Here is a 20123-nt window from a genome sequence, read left to right as displayed (position 1 = left end):
CATGGCTGTTTAAAATAATAAAAAAAGGAAGGATTTCAAAATGAAAAGATCATTTTTAGCTGTAATTTCAATGTTAATGGTACTGCTTTTACTGGCAGGGTGTGGTGCCGGCAAGACAAACGACTCTGCATCTTCAACAAATACAACTACAGCGGACAGCTCCGGGAGCCAGAAAACATTCAGGGTTGCTTACATTGCCCGCGCGCAGTCGGATTCGTTTGCCGCATGGCTTGCAAACGCGGTAAAAGAGGAAGCAAAGAAATATCCCAACATTAAGCTTGATGTTTTCGATGGACAGGCTAATGATGATACTGAAAATTCCTTAATCGAAAACGCAATTACCAGCAAATATAATCTTGTAATTGTACAGCCGAATAACGGTGAAGCACAAAGGCCATATGTGGAGAAGGTTGTAAAGGCCGGCATTTTTGCGATAACAACAAATGCGCGTATTTCGGGTATTGAAGGAGCCTCTTCGGTAGATGCCAATCCTTATGAGCAGGCGGCTGTAAATGCGCGTGCGGCACTCACTCAAATTCCCGAGAATGCAAAGGTAGTTGTTCTGGACGGACCTTCGGGTAACTTCCACGCGGATGAAAGGCGTAAAAGCTGGAAGGCAGAATTCTTTGATAAGCGTCCTGATGTAAAAATTGTTGGAGAACAAATCGCAAACTGGAACAAGGACGAAGGTATGAAGTACATGGAAGACTGGGTACAGGCAAATGACAAAATAGATGCTATTATTTCAATGAATGACAACATGGCTGCAGGAGCTCTTGAGGTTGTAAAGGATAATCCGAAGTACAAGGATATACTTGCATATGGTGTTGATGGAACCGCTGAGGCTATGATGCTTATAAAAGATGGGAAAATGACGTCAACCTGCCTGCAAAACGCTTATGAGCTTGCGGAGAGGCTGCTGGATACAAGCAATAAGCTTTTGACAGGAGAATCAAAGCAAATAGACACTGATATAGGCAACCCGCTGGTTAACAAGGAGAATATCGAGCAATATATTGACGTACTCAAAAAGGCCGGGGCAATTAAGTAAGACATTTTTTAAAATCATAAAAAGAGAATAGCTTTTACAATGGAGTAACAGGATGTGTGAAATGAGGGGTATTGAATGCAAAACAGAGCGGTATATATGACAGGGCTTAACAAAATGGAAATAAGAGAAATTGAATTTCCTGCCCCCAAGGAAAAGGAAGTAATTGTAAAGGTCGAGTATGTGGGAATCTGCGGTTCCGATGTACATTACCTTGAGCATGGAAGAATAGGCGATTTTGTGGTAAACGGGGATTTTATCCTCGGACACGAATGCGCGGGAACAGTGGTTGAAATCGGGGCAGGTGTGAAGAGGCTGAAGGTTGGAGACAGGGTTGCGTTAGAGCCGGGATGTACATGCGGACAGTGTGAATTCTGCAAGAGCGGCAGGTACAATCTTTGCCCGGATGTGGAGTTTCTGGCCACACCGCCTTATCATGGCTGTTTGATGAATTATATAGCATTTCCGGAAAATATGGCATTTAAGCTTCCGCACAATGTCTCCTCAAAAGAGGGCGCATTGGTGGAGCCGCTTGCAGTTGGCTTACATGCCGCCTCTCAGGGAGGAGTCAGGCTGGGAGATAAGGTTGTCATACTTGGAGCGGGATGCATAGGGCTGGTAACATTATTGGCCTGCAAGGCATTCGGTGCCACTGAGGTCATAGTCGTAGACGTTATTGAGAAAAGATTGGAATGTGCAAAGAGGCTTGGCGCCTCCTGTGTTATTAACGCAAAAAATGAGAATACACTTGATAAAATAGCAGAGCTGACGGCTGGAAAAGGCGTTGACAAGGTTATAGAAACTGCGGGAAGTGAGTTCACAATAAAGCAAACGCCATATCTGGTTAAGAGGGGCGGTACCATTGTGCTTGTTGGTCTTGCGCCGAAGGATATAATCGAGTTTGACTTTATGCAGATTATGACTAAGGAGGCTGAGATAAAATCCGTTTTCCGCTACCGCAACCTTTACCCTGCCGCAATCGGGGCTATTGCAGACGGTAAAATCGATGTCAAGGGTATTGTCACCCATGAATTTGCTTTTGAGGACACAAAAAAGGCTTTTGATTTCGTAATTGAGAATAAAAACGATGTAGTGAAGGCGGTAATTAAAATATAAAAAAATCGGGGACATCAGACTGTGCTTTGAAGAACGCAAAAAAACGCTTGATATGGCTTGCTTTATCCATTTCAAGCGTTTTTTTCCCTATAAAGAAAAATAAAGAAGAGCTATACACAGCAGTGTATCCCTAAATCGTCCCTATGACACAGCGGACTTATTCTGCCTTTATTTTTAATACTACTTTTTTATAACTTGTCTCTGTTTTGATATGTGTGCAAGGCTTGTGCGCATCCTGTGGAAATACAAGGTAGAACATACCCTCTTTTATTGGGATCTGCACACCGCTTCCTTCAAAAAATACAATGTCTTTCTCCGGATCATACGGTATCTCCGTCTGAAGGTTAGAGACATTTTCCCACTCCATGACTTCTTCTCCAGAAACCACATACTGTACATCTATGTGCTTCTTATGGGCTTCCAGTTTCACTTCTTGTGCTGATCGGGTGGTTCCCGTCTGCACCATGGCAAGCATATCTCCTTTTACGTAACGGCCTGCGGGTTTATCTTGAACCTCCTTAATAAAGGAAAATGCTTCTTTTAAAAGCTTCAGGTTATTTTCATATAATTGATGATTCTTAAAATAATCTATGATCATGGCTCCATCCTTAGGCTGCTTTTTTTTTGAATACTTTCTTAAATAACGGACTATACAGGGGTGACAATAAAGAAAGTACCGAAATTATAATGAAAATACTGCAGATTGGTCTTGTAAAGAAAATAGAAAAGCTTCCCTTGCTCATAATCAATGCTCCGCTGAAGTTCTGTTCCGCTGTCCCTCCTAAAATGATTCCCAAAATAATTGCCGACATAGAAAACTGGGTTTTGTTCATGAAGTATCCCAGGAATCCAAAAAACACCATTACGTATACATCTGTCATGGAATGATTGTATGAATAGGTTCCAACAAAGGTCATAACAAATATAATTGGGATTAAAATTTCTTTTGGCACATTAATTACTTTGGAGAATACTCTTATCAAGGAAAAGCCAAATGCCCCCATAGCAATATTCGCCAGTAACAAGCCTATAAAAATGGTATAGACCTGAATCGGCTGATTCGCAAACAGCAATGGCCCCGGTGCAATTCCCTGCACCATCAGCGCTCCGAGTAATATTGCTGTTGCACCGTCTCCAGGAATTCCTAAAGTCAGCATGGGAATCATAGCCCCTCCGGAAACAGAATTGTTTCCCGCTTCACACGCCACAATACCCTTGGGTTCTCCATTCCCAAAATTTTCTTTATCCTTAGACCATTTTTTTGCCTGATCATAACAGATAAAAGATGAGATATCTCCCCCGGTTCCCGGAATACATCCAATAAATGTACCAATAGCGGAAGAACGCAGCATGGTAATAAATACCCTTTTGATATCACTAAAGGCCGGCAGTACTTTTTTTATCTTTATGCTCTTTTTCTCAAAGGTTTCATTGTAAGAGCCTTCTACCGAAGCCAGTACCTGCGAGAAGGCAAACAGTCCAATCAAAATCGGAATAAAGGATATACCTCCCAACAGATAAGTAGACCCAAAGTCAAAACGCATTTTACCGGTCATACCGTCAACTCCAATAGTAGAGATAAAAAGGCCCAGAGCACCGCCCATCAATCCCTTCAAAATAGAGCCGGATGAAACACTGGTAATAATGCTTATGCCAAAAAGCGCCAATGCAAAATACTCCGCTTTAGAAAAAGTCAGTGCAACCTTCGCAAGCTGTGGTGCAAGAATCATAAGGCAAATTGCGCTAAATACACCGCCAAAGGTACTCGCCATGGTAGAAAGACCCAATGCACGTCCCGGCTGTCCCATTTTGTTTGCCATTGGATATCCATCCAGGGTAGTAGCAGCCGATGCCGGTGTTCCCGGAGTCTTTAAAAGAATCGCGGAAATACTTCCGCCATAAATCGCTCCACAGTATACCCCGATCAGCATAATAATTCCGGCTACCCCGTCAAAAGCAAATGTCAATGGGTATAAGAGTGCAATTCCCATATTCACCGATAAGCCCGGCATTGCTCCAATTAAAATACCAGCCCCGGTACCTACCAAAAGCAACAAAACTGTTGTTGGAGAAATAGCACTGCTAAAAGCTTCCAGAATATTACTGAACATATGCCTATCCTCCTTTTACATCCAAATCGGCTGCGGTAATTTAGTCCCCAGGATTAATCCAAAGATAAGAAAGATGCCAAGAACCGTTCCTATTGTCACAACCGTTATTTTCTTCTTATTCCGCTCTCCTAAAACCAGCATAATGACAGGAATAAGTATTGCTACGGATAAATAAAGTCCCAGAACCCGAAGCACTATACAATAAATCGCAAAGATTCCCATCATTACGTATACCCTCATATTTGCCGGAAGTGCAAGAGTCACTTCCATTCCTTCATACTTTTTCTTATTCAATAATGTCATGCTTAATAAAATAACTGATGCAGCCAGCAAAATGCATCCCATGATTGCCGGCCACGTTCCTGCTTCAATTCCGCCCTTTTGCTTCATACCAATGCCTAGTCCCGAAGAAGCATACACAATGGCTGCCCCAACAACTGCCGCAATGATTGAAATAACAAAATTGCATTTTTTCATATTTGTCATAGCTACCACCCCATTCAAAAGCTATGACATATGATTGTTTCCAATCATATGTCATACCCATTCTTGCTTAATTTCTGCCCTTATTGGCCAAAGTCATAGGTTTCAAATACTTCTTTATACATATCGTAATCATCCTTCATGATCTTATATGCGTCATCACCGATATAGGCAACCGGATCGATACCCTGTGATTTAAAGTATTGTTTACATTCATCTGATTCCAAAGCTGCTTTTGCTGCATCACGGAGCATCTTCAGTTTTTCTGCTTCCACTCCTTTTGGCGCTACCAAAGCTGCCCATGCACGAACCACTAAATCATGTCCCTGTTCTTTAAAAGTAGGTACGTTCGGAAGCAGGCTGGTACGTTCTGCTGCCATAACTCCAAGACACTTTATGCTTCCTGCTTCAATCTGAGTCATAAAACTGGAAGGATCCGCAAAGGTAGCATCAATATGTCCACCCGTTAATGCTGCCGCAATATCAGCTGTTCCGTTGGGGTATGGAACATGTGTTACAGATATTCCGTATTCTTTTTCAGCCAGATAGGTAGCAATATCCCAAATAGCTCCGCTGCCCGAATTTCCCACCTGCACAGTTCCCGGACTTTTCTTGCAATATGCTACAAATTCATCAATAGAATTATATGGCGCGTTTGCCTGTACAATTAATGCTGCCGGTGCTGCAATCGGCATGGCAATCGCATCGTATTTTTCAAAAGTCAAATCTGTTTTTCCCTGGAAGCAGAACATATCCAACTCTACAGTAACTGCACCTAATGTATAGCCATCCGGCTTAGCTCCAGCTGTAGCTATCATGCCGGTAATGCCTCCCCCATCGGAGTTATTGGTTACGTTGAACTTTGCGCCCTCCAGATTTTTTTCCATATATGTGAGCAACCCGCGTGTGGAAGTGTCTGTTCCACCTCCTGCCCCCTTTGGAACAATTACTTCAATATTATTCGCAGGATATTTTCCGCCTTTTCCTGCCGCACATCCTGTTACCATAGTTGCTACCATTGCAATACATAAAACAATCAACATTAATTTCCTATACATAAAATCCCTCCTGATACTTATAAATATTCTTTTTCCAACTTTTCAGTAATCCGTTTTAATACCGCCATTTCTTTCCGGAACGTTTCTGTCAGCAGCGTGTGGCTCTTTGTTCTGCACACCGTTTGCATTTTAAGACCTTCCTGCTGCAAATAGTACTTTGCATTTACCGGGTAACACTGGTATTCAATTAACGCACTTAATATTAGCATATCCGATAATCCCGATAAATCCTCTTTTGTATAATCTGATGTTAATTTATGGTATAATCTGCACTGCATATTTGCCATAACACCACTATAGCCCGCTGATCCTAATTGTAAGGACTCTAACAAAGTAGCTGTATTTGCATTGTACAGCTTCAGATTAGTTCCTTCACAAGCCGCCAGTTTATCCGAAATATTTTTAATATCACAGCTGGTATCCTTTAAAAAGTAAAAGCGGCCGGTATCCGCGCACCATTTGGTTGCTTTTTTGCTGAGAATCCGTTTGTAAGGATACGGGCACTCATAAAATCCCAGCTTCAGTTCCGGCGGAAGCTGCTGCAGCACTTTTTCCAGATTTGCGATCCATACATCTTCGCTTTCTTCCTGTTTAGCAAGCCGGTTGGTAATCAGAATGACTGCATCCGCTCCTGTTTCTGCAATCCTTGTCAATTCATGCACTTGCCCTTCCAGTGTGTCTGATATATGGCCTGAAACAATAACCGGAACCCTTCCGGCAGCTTTCTCTTTTACAAATTCCGCAACGGCAATACGTTCTTCTAAATCAAGAAAAAACATCTCACTTGACTGGCATACGGCAAACAAGCCGGAAACTCCATTTGCAATATACCATTCTATGAGCCCTTCAAGCGCAGGATAATCCACTTTGCTGTCCGTTGTAAAAGGTGTGAGCATTACCGGCCAAACACCACCCGGAAAGTCATTGTTCATCATTATTACACCTCCTTTCGATAAAAATTCCAATAAGCAATCGATTGCCGATCATAGGTATACGTAACATGTACCTGATCGCCTGTCGATATAATGGATGGGTAAGAATATTCACCGGCCTGATCTTCCAAAACAGCTTCCTGCTGCCATGTGTATCCATTGTCTTCCGATGTCAATAATACAATTGGAGTTCTTGGGCCCCAGTTTTTCGGTACCGGATTCATACACAGGATTAAAAGACCATCCTCACACTTTACCACATCAATCCCACTATTATTATTGGGAAGCTGTGTGGCGTATGCCTTGCTCCATGTGCAGCCAAAGTCCGATGAATCCGAACGGTATATAAAGCCTTCCGTACTTCGGAGAAGCATATGCACATGTCCCTCCTCCGATTCCCAAAGGGTGGGTTGAATAACACCTCTTCCGTAAAAAGATTGTGCCGATACCTCGATATCACTATTCTCAGCTGTATTTTCCCCATGATATTCCACATCAATAGTAATAGCATTGCTAAGAGTCCACGTTTTTCCACCATCAACAGAGCGGTCTGCATATGCAGTCCAGATACCTGTTTCTATAGAATTTCCTGCCAGCATACTTCCATCGGAAAGTGTAACCACTTTACAACGAACCGGGCCTCTTCCTCCACGGTCTCCCGGTACTAATTCCTCTGATTCTGAAAATGTATTTCCAAAATCATGGGATACCTTTACTTTAGTATGCCATTCACTGATTTTTCTGCTTATTTTATAAAACAAAAGTACATCCCCGTTGTCCTTCTGGTAAAGCACGGGATTCCAATGCGGCTCTTCCAGATCATAAGCTATCTTTACAGGCTTGCTCCACCTTGCTTTTTCCAGACGGGAGCCCCAGATCGCAATATCATCGCTTCCCTCTTTCTCACCCGCAAACCATGCGGCAATTAGGCTCCCATTCTTCAGGCTGCATATGTTGGAAGCATGGCATATATGAAATTCCATGGAGCCTGCTGGAAAAACCAGCTTCTTTTTTCCTTCGGATAGGTACTTACCCACTTATTCATCCTCATCTTTCTAAATTCTTTCCACGATCATTGCTATATTCGTCTTCAGCAATTCATATAGTTCCTCTATTCTTTCATTTGTAAACCTTAGGGAAGGACCACTGATACTGATTGCTGCGCATACCGCTCCCGATTTGTCAAAAACAGGAACTGCAATGCATTTAATTCCAAATTCATGTTCCATACAATCAATGGCATATCCACTTTTTCTGATACGCGCTAATTCTCTTTTTAATTCTTCCGAATCCGTTATTGTGTTTTCCGTAAATGCCGGCAAGGGCCGGTTACAATATTCTTCTATCTTTTCTTCAGGCAGATAGGCAAGCATTGCCTTCCCTATCCCGGTACAATACATTTTTGCCCTTTCTCCTAACAGGGAGCGCATCAGATTCATTTCGCCTGCCGGGTATAATGCTTCCAGATAAACCACCTCGTCTTCATGAGGTATTCCCAAATATATCCTTTCCCTTGTCTGATTTGCCATCTCCTGCATATACGGCAGCGCCACTTTTGTGATACAAAAGCTGTCCCCCAAAGCCCTGCTTAAGGTAAAAATTCCTAATCCCAATTTATATTTCCCTGTCTCATTGTCTCTTTCCAGATATCCCATAGCTTCATAAGTGGATAGAATATTGTAAACATTGCTCTTATATAATCCCGTCATGTTACTGATTTGTGTCACGCCAAGCTTGGGCTTTTGGGTAAAGCAGTTCAGAACATCAACTGCTTTTTTTAAGCTGGTAACCTTGATTTCTTTTTTCATATACTTTTTGTTTTCTATATTATAGAACGACGTTCTCCTTTTTTAGATAAGTCTAGTATAATAGAATTTTCCCTATCATGCTTTCAAAATCATTCTCAGTACGATTTTATACTTTTTCTTGATTTTAGTTAAAAAGTATGGAATAATACGAATAGGTTTAAGAAATGGCAGATATGAATAGGAGATAAATTATGTACGAGCTTTTTGACCAGTTTTCCTGGACCAAGCAAAATAAAACTATAACAAGGGACAGGCATCAGGTTCCGGCACTAGGCAATTTTACTTATTGGAGCTATACGGTTTCTCCTGCGCCTTGTCCCATGCATTACCACTCTAATATTCTGGAAATCCATTGCATGATCAAAGGAAAACGGTATTCCCAGATTGAAAAAGAAGGTGTTATTAACAATTATATTTATACAGGCAATGAAGCTTTTCTGACTTTTCCTTTTGAAATACACGGAAATGGAAACCAGCCGCAATCTCCCTGTGAGTTTTATGCGTTTCAGATTATGACGCATAATCCGGATGAAATGCTTGGATTGAATAAAAAATACAGCAATACACTGTGCCGCGAATTATTGACGCTGAAACACCGCCATTTACGGTTAGGGCACAGTCATCTGCAATATCTCAGAACTGCTTTTACCTTCTTTTCCGATATGACAGCTTCCTCCATTCAGGTAGGCATACAGTTTTTGACCTGTTTTTTATTCAGTCTTCAGTATCTGACTCCCATCATGGACTCCCAGATAAAAGCAATTAATGAAGGGATTCATCAGTCAATCACCTATTTGAATCAGAATATCAGAGAGCCGCTTAGCCTTCGCGATTTAGCAGACGCATCCGGGTATTCCCTCTCCCGGTTTAAAGTAAAATTTAAGGATGAAGTAGGGATTACTCCAGCAGAATATATTACTCTTCAAAAGCTGGAATACGCAAAAAAGGAATTAACCCAAACCAATATAAGTATTACGGATCTGGCGTATTCATTGGGCTTTTCCTCCAGTAATTACTTCAGCTCCGTATTTAAGAAAATGATGGATTATACACCAAAGGATTATCGAAATCATTTTAGTTCCCTTGCTTCTAAAAATAAAAAATCATTCTGAATGTGTTGTATGCATCAATTATTAAAAAATCGGGGACATTTCTCTGTCCCCCATGTAAGGACGCTAAGCTAACTGTCTTTTAGCAAGGTCGGCAAAAATCCCTTTGTTCAACATAAGCTCTTGGTAAGTCCCGCTCTCCACAATCCTTCCCTGATCCATAACAATAATCTTATTGCAGTTAATAATTGTACTCAGACGATGCGCAATAACCACCCTGGTAGCCTGAATGTGATCAAGGCTTTTACTGACAATGGCTTGGGTGCGATTGTCTAAAGCACTGGTAGCTTCATCGAAAAAAATAATTTTGGGTTTATTGATTATTGCGCGGGCTATCATTATACGTTGCTTTTGCCCTCCTGAGATTGTACCGGCACCCTCACTGATGAAGGTATGCATACCCATAGGCATTTCCTTTATGTCCTCCTCAATTCCAACCATTCTGGCCGCTTCCCATGCATCATTTATAGTGAGGGCCGGATTAGCCCCCACTATATTGTCGAATATGCTTCCGGACATGAGCTGCCCATTTTGCAGTACAACACCTAACTGCTTGCGTACAGCACGGATATCTATTTTAGACAGGTCTTGCCCATTGTAATAGATTACCCCTGTCTCCGGCTTTTCAAAACCCAATAAAATCCTGAATAATGTTGATTTGCCACAGCCAGAGGTGCCTACCAACGCCACATAATCACCCTCATCAATTTGAAAGGAGATATCCTTCAATACAAAGGGTCCATCTTCCGTATAGCGAAAAGATATATGGCTGACTTCAATAGAACCCGTAAGTGGCTTGGGGTTTATTTTGGCATTATCATATTCCGGCAAGGTTTCCAATATGGGCTTTGCTCTTTGATATAATGGAATAACTATATTTGCATTGACTAATGATTCCGATAAGGATACCATGGAAAACATAAAAGCAGTAAAAGCTGAATTAAAAGCAATAAATTGTCCGGGTGACAAAGAAGCATTGGATGAAGTCAAAGTATAATAAATAATCATGCTTGACAGGATAGGCAGAAAGGCATTGAAAACTATAAGCCAATTGCGCAGGGTTTTGCTTTTAAAGCTTAACTTCCGTTGTTCTCCAAACACTTTTGCCCATTGGTGAAAGGCTCTGTTTTCTGCTCCGGCTATACGGAATTTAGTTATTCCGCCAATCAGCTGAAGCAAAATACCTGATATGTTATTTGATACATCCAATACCTTACGCTCAAAGAATACCTGCCGATAACCTAATAAAACCATGACAGCCATGGCCAGTGCCACCAGTATTGCAGCTATTCCGGCCAGCTTGGAATCATAGTAAAAAAGCAAAGCAAATGTAAAAACAGAAAAAATGCATGATAAAATAGTATTTAAAGTAACGCCCGACAGAACCATACGTATATGACTTATACCCATAGCCCTCATAGCCAATTCTCCTGCAGAAAATTGTTTAAAAAAAGGCACAGGCAGGCTTATTAAGCGATCCCAAACAGAAGCCTGAATAGAGCCGTCCATTTTACCTTCCATGCGCAATGTGGCAAGAGAACGTACAAATTGAAAGATCATCATTGCCATAACACTTGCTCCCAGAAAAAAAGCAATTTGCAACAACTGATTACTTTCACCTTCAGGGATGGTTCTGCTAAAAATTATCCCCGTTGCCAGAGGAATTGCTGTTCCTAATATGCCTCCTAAGATACCCATAAGCATTATCACTATTAAATCCCGTTTCCAGAAGCTTTGGTAGCCAAAATATGCAAGATCCCGAAGCGTAATTTTCTTTTGTTCAAAGGTGCGGTAAAAAATGAAGCCAAAATTTTTGATTTCTGTGGCAGTATCCTCATCCACCACCTTTTTTATTCCTAAAGCAACGTCATGCAATATATATCTGGAAGGCGATGCCGGTATTAAAGCAATCGGTCTGCCGTCCTTTTTCATGTAACCCAAAATTGGGCCGCTGTCTTGTTTATACCATTCTCCGTTTAAAGCTACTTCTCTTGTTCTGATGTGGGAGGCTCTGGCAATATCCTCTAATTGTGTTCCACTTTGACTCTCGGTACTGCTTTTAGGAAGTGGGACAATCTTAATATTAATGCTTTGGCCAACCAAACGGCAAGCATCCAGCAAACTATCTCCACTTTCTTCCTCCAAAACTATTGTTTTCTCTTTTGTGTTAATTGATGCGAGTTTAGAGACAGAGTTGTCTATTAGCCGTCTGTCACATCTTTCCTTCTTCTGCAAACGGATTTTTTCCATTTGCTTTTGTTTTTCCCAAATGTCTGAGGCCAGCTCAAGAACCAGTCTATGATATTTCTCCCTGACTAAAGGGTTATTTAAATATTCATACCCTTTAGATATCACTTCTTCGGTAGAAGCACTTTCCTCCAGTGATAAATCTTCTCTTTTACCTACTTTAGCCAAGACCTTTAGCCATTGCTCCACCATTTTTACAACCTGTTCAGATTTATCTTCCTCTGACAGCTTTATAAGCCGGCTTACCTCGAGACGTATCAAGCTGCAGCCGGCAGGCCCGGAGGCCAGAAAACCTTTTTTATCGGGGAAGCCTTCAGAAGCAATGCCAAAAAGCAGCTCTCCTTCGTTAGCTTCAAATAAGAAATTTTTTGCTCCTGCTGTGTTATCCTTTGTCAGCGCCGTTAGAAAAATTGAAATTCTCCCTTGTTCAACTATCCATACATATCCGGGATCATCCAGAAGCTTAGGCTTGCTGCCATCAATAGCAAAACGGATACCTTCTTTGTTAAAAATTTTTATAACACTCATAAAATATTCACCCACTCTGTTTGAAATCAACCGTTTTTAATTAGCTTAGCGTAAATTCCATCAACATCCTTCAATTGCTGATGGGTTCCTCTTTCCACAATCTTTCCCCTTTCCATTACGATAATTTCATCGCAATCCCGGATGGTACTTAGGCGATGAGCTACAATGATACAGGTACAGCCTCGGCGGCGAATATTTTCATCCACAATTTTTTCTGTTAAAGGGTCTAAGGCACTGGTGGCTTCATCCATGATGATAATTGTCGGGTTTTGAACCAAAGCCCTTGCTATCTCCAGCCTTTGCCTTTGGCCTCCGCTAAAGTTTTTGCCGCCCTCCTCCACCGGATGGTCATACCCTCCCGGCCGAGCAGTAAAATCATTATGAACACATGCCTCTTTGGCGGCCTGAATCATCTCACATTCGGAGACAGTCTCATCCCACAAAGTAATGTTGTCTCGCACCGTCCCCTGAAATATACTTATTTCCTGATTTACCATGGCTAAGGAATTATTTATAACAGCTCTGGGAAACGCTGATCGTGGTTGGCCGTCAAATAGTATCTCCCCCGACCATGGCGGGTAAATTCCAGCTACTATTTTAGCTACTGTTGATTTTCCGCTGCCGGAGCCCCCAACGAGAGCCACCCTGCGGCCCGGCCTGAGTGCCAGACTAAAATCTTCAATCAATGGAGGCTCCAAGGGGCTGTATCCAAAGCTTATATTCTTAAGCTCCACAAAGCCCTCAAGCTTTTGCCCGAGATTGGGAGCTATATTCTCCCGTTCCCCGTCAGGTTGTGAATCAATAGGATATTTTAATACATCATCCAATCGATTCATCTCTCCCTCCACTTCCTGAAGCTCGGCTCCCAGACCTACCATTTCTGTTACCGGATCCATAAAGCTAGTCATTAGGCTTTGAAATGCAACCAGCATACCAATTGTCATTTGTCCATGCAAAATTAAAAAGCCGCCCAGAGTAAGAATAATTGTGTTATTTATTCCGGTTAAGAAAGTCGGAAATACTGTTAAAAATTGAGAAGAAACCCCTATTTCCTGTTCAGAGTTTAACGCCTTTGCCTGATAGCCCGACCATTTGGCAAAGAAATCAGATTCTGAACCTGTGGCTTTTAAAGTCTCTATAATTTGCAGGCCTGCCATTCCTGCACCGACCAGCTTGCCTTGATCTTGTAACAGCCTTCGATTCTGGTCAATTCTTTTGGCAGAAACCATTCTTAAATATAAAACATTGATGAGTGCAATAGCCAGCCCTACAACGGCTAAAATCACGTTATATTGTAACATTAATACAAAATAGAAAACAATCATCACTAAATTCAAGGCGGTTGTAGCCAGCTGGCCTGACAACAGCTTTGCTACCTTGTCATTGCTCTGCATCCTAGAAGCTATATCCCCGGCAAAGCGCTGCGAAAAAAACTCCGCCGGCAACCTTAAAATATGCCATAAAAACTGGCTTGATGTAGCAATGGCAATTTTAGTTTCTAATCTTAAAAGGTAAAATTGCTTCAGCCAGGTTAAAATCCCCCTCAAGACTGCCGTCAAGCCCATACCAAACAGAAGGGGAATGACCCAGGAATCTTTCCCTCCAAGCAGTATATCATCCACAAAAATTCTGGAAAACACCGGAACAACCAGTCCCGGAATTACTAAGGCCAGCCCTACAAGAATGATATATATTAAAGCAGTTTCGGAGCCCTTAATACGGTTTTTTAATGCTGAAATAAGGCTGGGTTTTTTTCTGTCCTTTTGAAATTGCGGTGTAGGATAAAAAGATAAGGTTATTCCTGTAAAGGATTGACTGAATTCCTTTTCTGTTACAATGCGTCTGCCCGAAGCCGGATCGTTTAAAAATACCTTCCCATTACCGAAGCCCTCCAGCACTAAAAAGTGGCAAAAATTCCAATGAATAACCAATGGCATTGGCATTTCTTTTAAATTCTCCAGTTCCTTACGGTAGCCCTTAGCCTCTAAGTCATATTTTCTAGCTGCTTTCAGTATATTACTTGCTTTACTGCCATCCCGTGATACTCCACAAGCTATCCTTAGTTCCTCAAGCGGTATAAATTTACCAAAGAACGCTAAGATCATTGCCAAAGATGCTGCCCCGCACTCAACGCCTTCCATCTGAAGGACAGTTGGAACTCTGGTTCTTCTGTTCTTTTTCACCTTATTACCTCCCCCGCCTTTAATGAACTACACTTTTAAAAAATGGTATGACCTTGCCTATCGGCTTTTCTCTATTGATAATTACGGCACTTTGAATAAGAGTACTGCTGGGAATGGGCATTGGAGAGCCCTTAGGAGTTGACCATTTATAACCGCTTTCAGTGCTGCTGTCAGGAATCAAATCAATCTGAACCATTAGAGCGGCACCTTGTCCCGCCAACAGGGAAACCAGATTTTCATTGTTCAGAGTTTTCATCATACTTTGATTTGTAGCTGGATATTCAGAGACGAACATAACTCTTCCTAACATAAAGCCATGCTCTTCCTTATTTACAATTACAGGCGATATATGAGCTTCCATCCCGGGCTGAATTCTTTTCCCTTGTTCAGCAGAAACATAAATCACAGCTTCTAGCTTGACCGTTCCGCCATATTGCTCAAGTGCAAGAAGGGGCTCCCCTTGTTGAATAATACTTCCTTTATTAATATTCAATTCTAAAATACGTCCATCAATTGGAGATACGATTTGAGACTTATAATCTAATTCTCCACGAAGTTCAAGCACGTGAGTTTCTATTGATTTATATTTAGACGAATCATCTTCTCCATTATTTTCCATTTCTTGGAGGGTATTTCTCAGACTATTTATCTCCTCGATAAGTTGAGGTACTTCAATCCTTGCAATGACATCCCCCTTTTTAACCATCTCTCCAAGCTTAAACCTGATATCAACCACCTGCCCGGAGGTATTATGCCGTATAGAAAATACGCCTCCATTGTTAAGCAGAATACCATGACCCTCTATTTGGGTAGCAATACTGCCTGAAAATCCCCATGTAATGGCACTCAGCAGAATACATCCAATTGCTATCAGAGCAAGCCAAGCTCTTGGGGAGGTCACTTTTATTAGTTCATCCAGTTGCTCAGGAGATGAAAATTTCTCCAAAGATTTTTCACGAAATAAATTTTGACTCATATTTATAACCTCCATTTTGCAAAAGTAAAATAATAAAGCTACTTTTCCAGATATTTAAACTTTCCCGCTTGCAGCTTTTTAAGCGCTACCAGATCACCTGTCTCATCTCCATTGGCATTAAATTCATGCGTTCCGGTTGCGCCTGCCCATTTTCCCAATTCCATCAGTCCTTTGGCGACTGTTGAACGGTTATTTAAGTCAGAGCTTTCTATGGCAGCAGACAGCATTTTTACCGAGTCATAGCCTAGTGCGGCATAAGTACTGGGCATTTGTTTGTATTCTTTTGAAAAATCAGAAACAAATTTCTTGACTTCAGGCCGATCCATATAAGGATTAAATACTGAACCGACAATTGTACCCTCTGCTGCCTTACCCCCTATTTTAGAGAGTGAAGGAGAGTCCAGCGCATTACCGGCAATAAAAGGTACATTAATACCCGCCTGTCCGGCGTCAAAAATAAACTGTCCTCCTTCATGCAAAGTGTCAGCTATAAAAATCCCATCAAATCCATAGGCTTGCCATTTGGCATGTAAGCGTCTTAAATTATCTAAGCCGGTATAGTAATTAAAGCGATCAACAATGGTTATTTCCTGAGCTCTGGCATGGTCTTCAAAGGAATTTGCCAATCCGGTGCCGTAGGAATTTTCAGAATAATAAATAACCATCCGCCGGAAGCCTTGTTTGGCAGCATAAATTGCCAGTTGTCTTGCTATTTCATCATCTGAAGGAATACTGCGAAAAATATGCGGATAGCCATTTTGGGTGAGCTCCGGTGCCGTTGAAGCGGGAGACAGCATGACCAGCCCCGCATTATTATAAGTAGCAGAGGCAGGAATAGATATGAAAGAATTATCATGGCCAATAACCGCTTGAATTTTTTTATTGTCAGCAAAAGATTGCGCTATAGACATACCCCTTTCAAGCTCGGAGTTATCATCTGCTTTAAGGAGTTTAAGCTCTCTGCCTTTAATTCCTCCGCTTAAATTAATCTCCTTGGCAGCAAGATCAATCCCTTCATTAAATAAGTTGTTATTTGCAGCAAACGGCCATACTACTCCTATGACTATATCCTCTGGCTTTTCAGCTTGAGTGCAGCCCGTACACAAAAGTAAAACCATAATACTAAAAATACTGATTTGCCGGATTTTTTTAAACATAGCCCCACTACCTTTTCTTTTATGAATTAATAATATGCTTTTTAATTATAGATTTATATTTAGTACGACTAACATAAAAAAGTATTACATTTTTCTGTAATAACCTTTCCTCTTCAACGTATTATATAGGACGCGATAAAGATTTTACAAACATAGAGGATATAATTGCTTACAGAAATTTTTAATAGCAACGAAAAGATGAATTTGGGGGAAATGTCTCTAGGGCGCGAGCATAAATTCACTTTTCTTAGATGTATTCCTTACGGGTCAAAAAAATTTCTTCCATCAAGTTATATCCTCCATGTGAAATCTTTATCGCTACATATGTAGATATATATCTAAAGAAGAGAGGAGTATCATATGGATAAAAATAATGTTATGCCATTTCACCTGTTTACCCACCACGGCATCCCTTATGTTATTAATATTGAAAATATGCAGGCAAGCTCAGTTGATGAAATATCCCGCCAGGTACTTGAAAATATTCAAGCTGCACCGGAAGCTTTATTAACATCTGGTACAGAAGAAGTTCTAAAAAAGCTTGGACTAATTTCCTCAGTTGATTACAAGCTTAAAAAAGCAGAAAAAAAAGAGTGCTTTCCCATTACCGATATGACACTTCTTTTAACACAATCCTGTAATCTTAAGTGTGTTTACTGCTATGGAGATAGCGGCAAATACGGAACCGGCGGCAATATGGAAGAAAAAACGGCATATCGTGCTGTGGACTGGTTAATAGAACAATCGGAGAGAATGAAAAATATATACATAGAATTTTTAGGTGGGGAGCCTTTTTTAATTTTTCCTTTAATGAAAGCAGTTGCGGAATATGCAAAAAAAAGAGCTCTGGAGGCTGAGAAGAAAGTAAGCTTCCGTTGTACCACCAATGCAACCCTTCTGGAGGAGGAACAAATCGCTTTTATAAAAGAACACAATATATCAGTGACAATCAGTTTTGACGGCCCTAAGGAGGTACAGGATGCACAACGGCCTTTTGCAAACGGCAAAGGATCATATGATTACACATTGCCTAAAATAAAAAAAGTTCTGGAAGCTTTGCCAATGACTCCCGCTCATGCCGTAATCGTCGGCAATACCGACCCTAAGCAGATAAAAGACACACTTCAGGAAATCGGGTTCAAAAAGCTATCAATTGTGCCTGCTTCTAATTCCCTGTTAACCGTCGAAGCGGGAAGAATAAAAGCAGCGACAGACAATGAGAATCTTATCCATGAGCTGGAACAAGAAGCGGAGGATTGGATCACTCTTATCCAAAGCAGAGATAGTGAGGCATTAATGAATCTGAAGGCCACAAGTGGATTATATGGTGCGTTAATATCGTTGCTCAACAACATTAAAAGGCGTTACGCCTGCGGTGCCGGCAGGGGCCTTGTCAGCGTCTGTGTTTCTGGGGATGTCTATTTGTGTCACCGTTTCGTAGGAATAGACGAGTATAAATTGGGAAATATCTTTGGTAAACAACTAAACCGTGAAAAATATCTGAGCAGTCCTGCGACAAGCAATGAGATATGTTCAGCCTGCTTTGCTAGATATTACTGCGCCGGCGGGTGCAAGCATGATAATGTTGGTTGGAGCGGATCTGTATCCGTGCCCTCTAAGGGTATGTGCCGCATGAGATGCCGTGAGCTTGAACTGGCGGCAAGTATTATTGTCAGATTAAAACGTGATGACATAGATTTCCTTCTTGAACGACAGATCTTTACTCCCAAGCCGTGTCTTTTTGATTTTTAGTAGCGTGCAATTCAAAAGCAGCACCTATGAAAGCATTAAATCCAGCCGTTATTTTAAACGGCTGGATTTAATGTTTGTCATCAAAACACGATAATTTTTGTGGGCTTACCAATTGTGCTGCGCTCAATAATTATGTAAAATAATTATCCGATAACTCCGCACTTATTACCGGCTCCAGCAACGGCATCCAGATCGTCCTCGCTTAACTCTCCTTGGACTTCCTTAAGCTCCGCGTCGGTAAAATCAAAACCTGCTTCCTTAACAAACGCCATGCGATCCTTTGCATCACCGAATGCTTTTACCTTTTCTGCAAACTCGACATCAGTCTTGATTCTTTCGATAAATAACTTTGCTGATTTCGCACTCATTTTATCACCTCCTACTCTATTTCTTATTTTAAGAAACCTTATTTGCAAATTACATGGATTAATACGCTTTTGTCTTTAATGTATTACACCTATGAAAAAAAATTTTTAAAATAATAGGACGCGATAAAGATTTTACATGGAGGATATAACTTGATAAAAGAAATTTTTTTGACCCGTAAGGAATACATCTAAGAAAAGCGCCTGATGACATACCCGTGAGACATTTCCCCGCAAGGCGTCTTTTCGTTGCTATTAAAAATTTCTGTAAGCAATTATATCCTCCATGTTTGTAAAATCTTTATCGCTACATATATAAAATCTAATCCCTTAGCCTATATTGATAAACATTCTGTGTTTTCATGCTTTCTGAAAGTGAGCCTATGAAGCTCTGTACCAGCCTCTGCATTTTTTCATTCTTACCCAATATGACAGCAGCTACTTTATTGTAAGCGCCACCTCCTAAAAACCTTTCCATAAAAGCGGCAAACGGAAGGAGAAAAGCACCGTTTCCCTGATGTCTCAAGGCTATAGATATCTGCTGAAACACCAGTGTTTTGTCATCTGCCGTTGTAACAGTTACAAACGCTGCAAGCTCATCGTCTTTCTGAGTAATAAAGCTATAGTCAGGTACAAGACGGTCGTTTTTATCGGAAATATAGGTAAATGGGTCAAGATTTGAAACAAATTGACTGCCTATAGAATTCTTTAGTTTTTCAAAGGTTTCTAAAGAGGCTTCACTAAATGTAAATGTCTTATACCCACGTCGCATCAAAGTGTCACAAATGCGTTTCCCTTTTTCCTTCATAAATGCAGCCCATGTTCTGCGGCACTTCTCATCATTTGCATAGCGGATTATATTTGCCGTATTTATTATTTCAAAACCTGTTTTCATAAAAATATGGTCAATGACATCACCATATTTATTTTGTAGTATTACACATGCCTCAACCTCTGCTGTTCTTCTGTTTTCAATAAAAGCTAAGGCATCCCTTATAAGCTGCGTTGCTATCCCTTTTCCCCGAAACGCTTCCTCTACAAAGACATAAGTCAATTTTGGCTTGGGTACAATTTCTATGACAACAATTCCCACAGTCCTTTCCTCAATATGTGCTTCTAAGATAATGCCGTCCCTTTCAATACACTGACGGACAAAGTAAGTGCCAAGTGGAGGAAGAGACAACATTGAATCAAGTAAATAATCATATGAGGACATTTGCTTAATATAGGCACTCATGTGATATTTCACG

Annotated in this window: 17 protein-coding genes; 4 read left to right on the top strand and 13 right to left on the bottom strand. The window is 41.0% G+C overall.

All coding sequences use genetic code 11. The features are described from left to right. Nucleotides 1-40: 40 nt before the first annotated feature. Nucleotides 41-1051: a sugar ABC transporter substrate-binding protein gene (locus tag DFR58_RS03530; protein WP_114296427.1), complete on the top strand. Its 1011-nt coding sequence runs from the start codon at nt 41-43 to the stop codon at nt 1049-1051. A gap of 75 nt (nt 1052-1126) precedes the next feature. Further along, nucleotides 1127-2164: an NAD(P)-dependent alcohol dehydrogenase gene (locus tag DFR58_RS03525; protein ID WP_114296426.1), complete on the top strand. Its 1038-nt coding sequence runs from the start codon at nt 1127-1129 to the stop codon at nt 2162-2164. Between the two features lie 157 nt (nt 2165-2321). On the opposite strand, the gene DFR58_RS03520 is transcribed toward DFR58_RS03525, so the two are convergent. From DFR58_RS03520 to DFR58_RS03490, 7 genes are all read right to left on the bottom strand, one after another. Then, nucleotides 2322-2762, bottom strand: a complete 441-nt coding sequence (locus DFR58_RS03520) for a NanQ anomerase/TabA/YiaL family protein (RefSeq protein WP_114296425.1) — start codon at nt 2760-2762, stop codon at nt 2322-2324. A gap of 10 nt (nt 2763-2772) precedes the next feature. Further along, nucleotides 2773-4275, bottom strand: a complete 1503-nt coding sequence (locus DFR58_RS03515; RefSeq protein ID WP_114296424.1) for a tripartite tricarboxylate transporter permease — start codon at nt 4273-4275, stop codon at nt 2773-2775. Between the two features lie 15 nt (nt 4276-4290). Beyond that, nucleotides 4291-4761: a tripartite tricarboxylate transporter TctB family protein gene (locus tag DFR58_RS03510; RefSeq protein WP_114296423.1), complete on the bottom strand. Its 471-nt coding sequence runs from the start codon at nt 4759-4761 to the stop codon at nt 4291-4293. A gap of 80 nt (nt 4762-4841) precedes the next feature. After that, nucleotides 4842-5816 carry a tripartite tricarboxylate transporter substrate binding protein gene (locus tag DFR58_RS03505; protein WP_207659111.1) on the bottom strand — a complete coding sequence of 325 codons (975 nt, stop codon included), beginning with the start codon at nt 5814-5816 and terminating at the stop codon, nt 4842-4844. Nucleotides 5817-5833: 17 nt separating this feature from the next. After that, on the bottom strand, nt 5834-6751 hold the full coding sequence (locus DFR58_RS03500; RefSeq protein WP_341457378.1) for a dihydrodipicolinate synthase family protein: 918 nt from the start codon (nt 6749-6751) through the stop codon (nt 5834-5836). Nucleotides 6752-6753: 2 nt separating this feature from the next. After that, a complete protein-coding gene (locus tag DFR58_RS03495) occupies nt 6754-7785 on the bottom strand; it encodes a sialidase family protein (protein WP_242987377.1) in 1032 nt (343 codons plus the stop codon). Nucleotides 7786-7803: 18 nt separating this feature from the next. Beyond that, the gene (locus tag DFR58_RS03490; RefSeq protein WP_114296422.1) at nt 7804-8556 is read right to left on the bottom strand and encodes an IclR family transcriptional regulator; all 753 of its coding nucleotides are present in this window, start codon (nt 8554-8556) and stop codon (nt 7804-7806) included. A 191-nt stretch (nt 8557-8747) separates the two neighbouring features. Here DFR58_RS03490 and DFR58_RS03485 point away from each other — a divergent pair, with 191 nt between their 5' ends. Then, a complete protein-coding gene (locus DFR58_RS03485) occupies nt 8748-9668 on the top strand; it encodes a helix-turn-helix transcriptional regulator (protein ID WP_114296421.1) in 921 nt (306 codons plus the stop codon). A gap of 63 nt (nt 9669-9731) precedes the next feature. Here DFR58_RS03485 and DFR58_RS03480 read toward each other — a convergent pair whose 3' ends face one another. The 4 genes from DFR58_RS03480 to DFR58_RS03465 all read right to left on the bottom strand — a co-directional run bounded on the left by DFR58_RS03480 (nt 9732) and on the right by DFR58_RS03465 (nt 16717). Next, nucleotides 9732-12440 carry an NHLP bacteriocin export ABC transporter permease/ATPase subunit gene (locus tag DFR58_RS03480; RefSeq protein ID WP_114296576.1) on the bottom strand — a complete coding sequence of 903 codons (2709 nt, stop codon included), beginning with the start codon at nt 12438-12440 and terminating at the stop codon, nt 9732-9734. A gap of 26 nt (nt 12441-12466) precedes the next feature. Then, a complete protein-coding gene (locus tag DFR58_RS03475) occupies nt 12467-14581 on the bottom strand; it encodes an NHLP family bacteriocin export ABC transporter peptidase/permease/ATPase subunit (RefSeq protein WP_114296575.1) in 2115 nt (704 codons plus the stop codon). A 61-nt stretch (nt 14582-14642) separates the two neighbouring features. Further along, nucleotides 14643-15599 (bottom strand): NHLP bacteriocin system secretion protein, encoded by a 957-nt coding sequence (locus DFR58_RS03470; RefSeq protein ID WP_114296420.1) that lies wholly within the window; start codon nt 15597-15599, stop codon nt 14643-14645. A 38-nt stretch (nt 15600-15637) separates the two neighbouring features. Next, nucleotides 15638-16717 (bottom strand): ABC transporter substrate-binding protein, encoded by a 1080-nt coding sequence (locus tag DFR58_RS03465; RefSeq protein ID WP_242987376.1) that lies wholly within the window; start codon nt 16715-16717, stop codon nt 15638-15640. A 399-nt stretch (nt 16718-17116) separates the two neighbouring features. On the opposite strand from DFR58_RS03465, the gene nlpM reads away from it, so the two are divergent. Further along, complete coding sequence (gene nlpM, locus DFR58_RS03460; protein WP_114296418.1) at nt 17117-18508, top strand: nif11-like peptide radical SAM maturase; 1392 nt, start codon at nt 17117-17119, stop codon at nt 18506-18508. A 143-nt stretch (nt 18509-18651) separates the two neighbouring features. Here nlpM and DFR58_RS03455 read toward each other — a convergent pair whose 3' ends face one another. Together DFR58_RS03455 and DFR58_RS03450 are read right to left on the bottom strand one after the other, a co-directional pair. Next, nucleotides 18652-18876, bottom strand: a complete 225-nt coding sequence (locus tag DFR58_RS03455) for a Nif11-like leader peptide family natural product precursor (RefSeq protein WP_114296417.1) — start codon at nt 18874-18876, stop codon at nt 18652-18654. A gap of 319 nt (nt 18877-19195) precedes the next feature. Further along, nucleotides 19196-20122, bottom strand: coding sequence for a GNAT family N-acetyltransferase (locus DFR58_RS03450; RefSeq protein WP_207659110.1), 927 nt, complete (start codon nt 20120-20122; stop codon nt 19196-19198). Nucleotide 20123 lies beyond the last annotated feature (1 nt).

It is taken from the genome of Anaerobacterium chartisolvens, assembly GCF_003337415.1.
Taxonomy (GTDB): Bacteria; Bacillota; Clostridia; order Acetivibrionales; family DSM-27016; genus Anaerobacterium; species Anaerobacterium chartisolvens.
This window is presented reverse-complemented; position numbering and strand designations above follow the sequence as displayed.

Excerpts from the sequence above, each read along its gene's own strand:
- DFR58_RS03465 (WP_242987376.1), bottom strand. The coding sequence starts at position 16,717 with ATGGTTTTACTTTTGTGTACGGGCTGCACTCAAGCTGAAAAGCCAGAG.
- DFR58_RS03455 (WP_114296417.1), bottom strand. The coding sequence starts at position 18,876 with ATGAGTGCGAAATCAGCAAAGTTATTTATCGAAAGAATCAAGACTGAT.
- DFR58_RS03510 (WP_114296423.1), bottom strand. The coding sequence starts at position 4,761 with ATGACAAATATGAAAAAATGCAATTTTGTTATTTCAATCATTGCGGCA.
- DFR58_RS03505 (WP_207659111.1), bottom strand. The coding sequence starts at position 5,816 with ATGTATAGGAAATTAATGTTGATTGTTTTATGTATTGCAATGGTAGCA.
- nlpM (WP_114296418.1), top strand. The coding sequence starts at position 17,117 with ATGGATAAAAATAATGTTATGCCATTTCACCTGTTTACCCACCACGGC.
- DFR58_RS03530 (WP_114296427.1), top strand. The coding sequence starts at position 41 with ATGAAAAGATCATTTTTAGCTGTAATTTCAATGTTAATGGTACTGCTT.
- DFR58_RS03490 (WP_114296422.1), bottom strand. The coding sequence starts at position 8,556 with ATGAAAAAAGAAATCAAGGTTACCAGCTTAAAAAAAGCAGTTGATGTT.
- DFR58_RS03500 (WP_341457378.1), bottom strand. The coding sequence starts at position 6,751 with ATGATGAACAATGACTTTCCGGGTGGTGTTTGGCCGGTAATGCTCACA.
- DFR58_RS03485 (WP_114296421.1), top strand. The coding sequence starts at position 8,748 with ATGTACGAGCTTTTTGACCAGTTTTCCTGGACCAAGCAAAATAAAACT.
- DFR58_RS03515 (WP_114296424.1), bottom strand. The coding sequence starts at position 4,275 with ATGTTCAGTAATATTCTGGAAGCTTTTAGCAGTGCTATTTCTCCAACA.
- DFR58_RS03475 (WP_114296575.1), bottom strand. The coding sequence starts at position 14,581 with ATGGAAGGCGTTGAGTGCGGGGCAGCATCTTTGGCAATGATCTTAGCG.
- DFR58_RS03520 (WP_114296425.1), bottom strand. The coding sequence starts at position 2,762 with ATGATCATAGATTATTTTAAGAATCATCAATTATATGAAAATAACCTG.
- DFR58_RS03525 (WP_114296426.1), top strand. The coding sequence starts at position 1,127 with ATGCAAAACAGAGCGGTATATATGACAGGGCTTAACAAAATGGAAATA.
- DFR58_RS03480 (WP_114296576.1), bottom strand. The coding sequence starts at position 12,440 with ATGAGTGTTATAAAAATTTTTAACAAAGAAGGTATCCGTTTTGCTATT.
- DFR58_RS03470 (WP_114296420.1), bottom strand. The coding sequence starts at position 15,599 with ATGAGTCAAAATTTATTTCGTGAAAAATCTTTGGAGAAATTTTCATCT.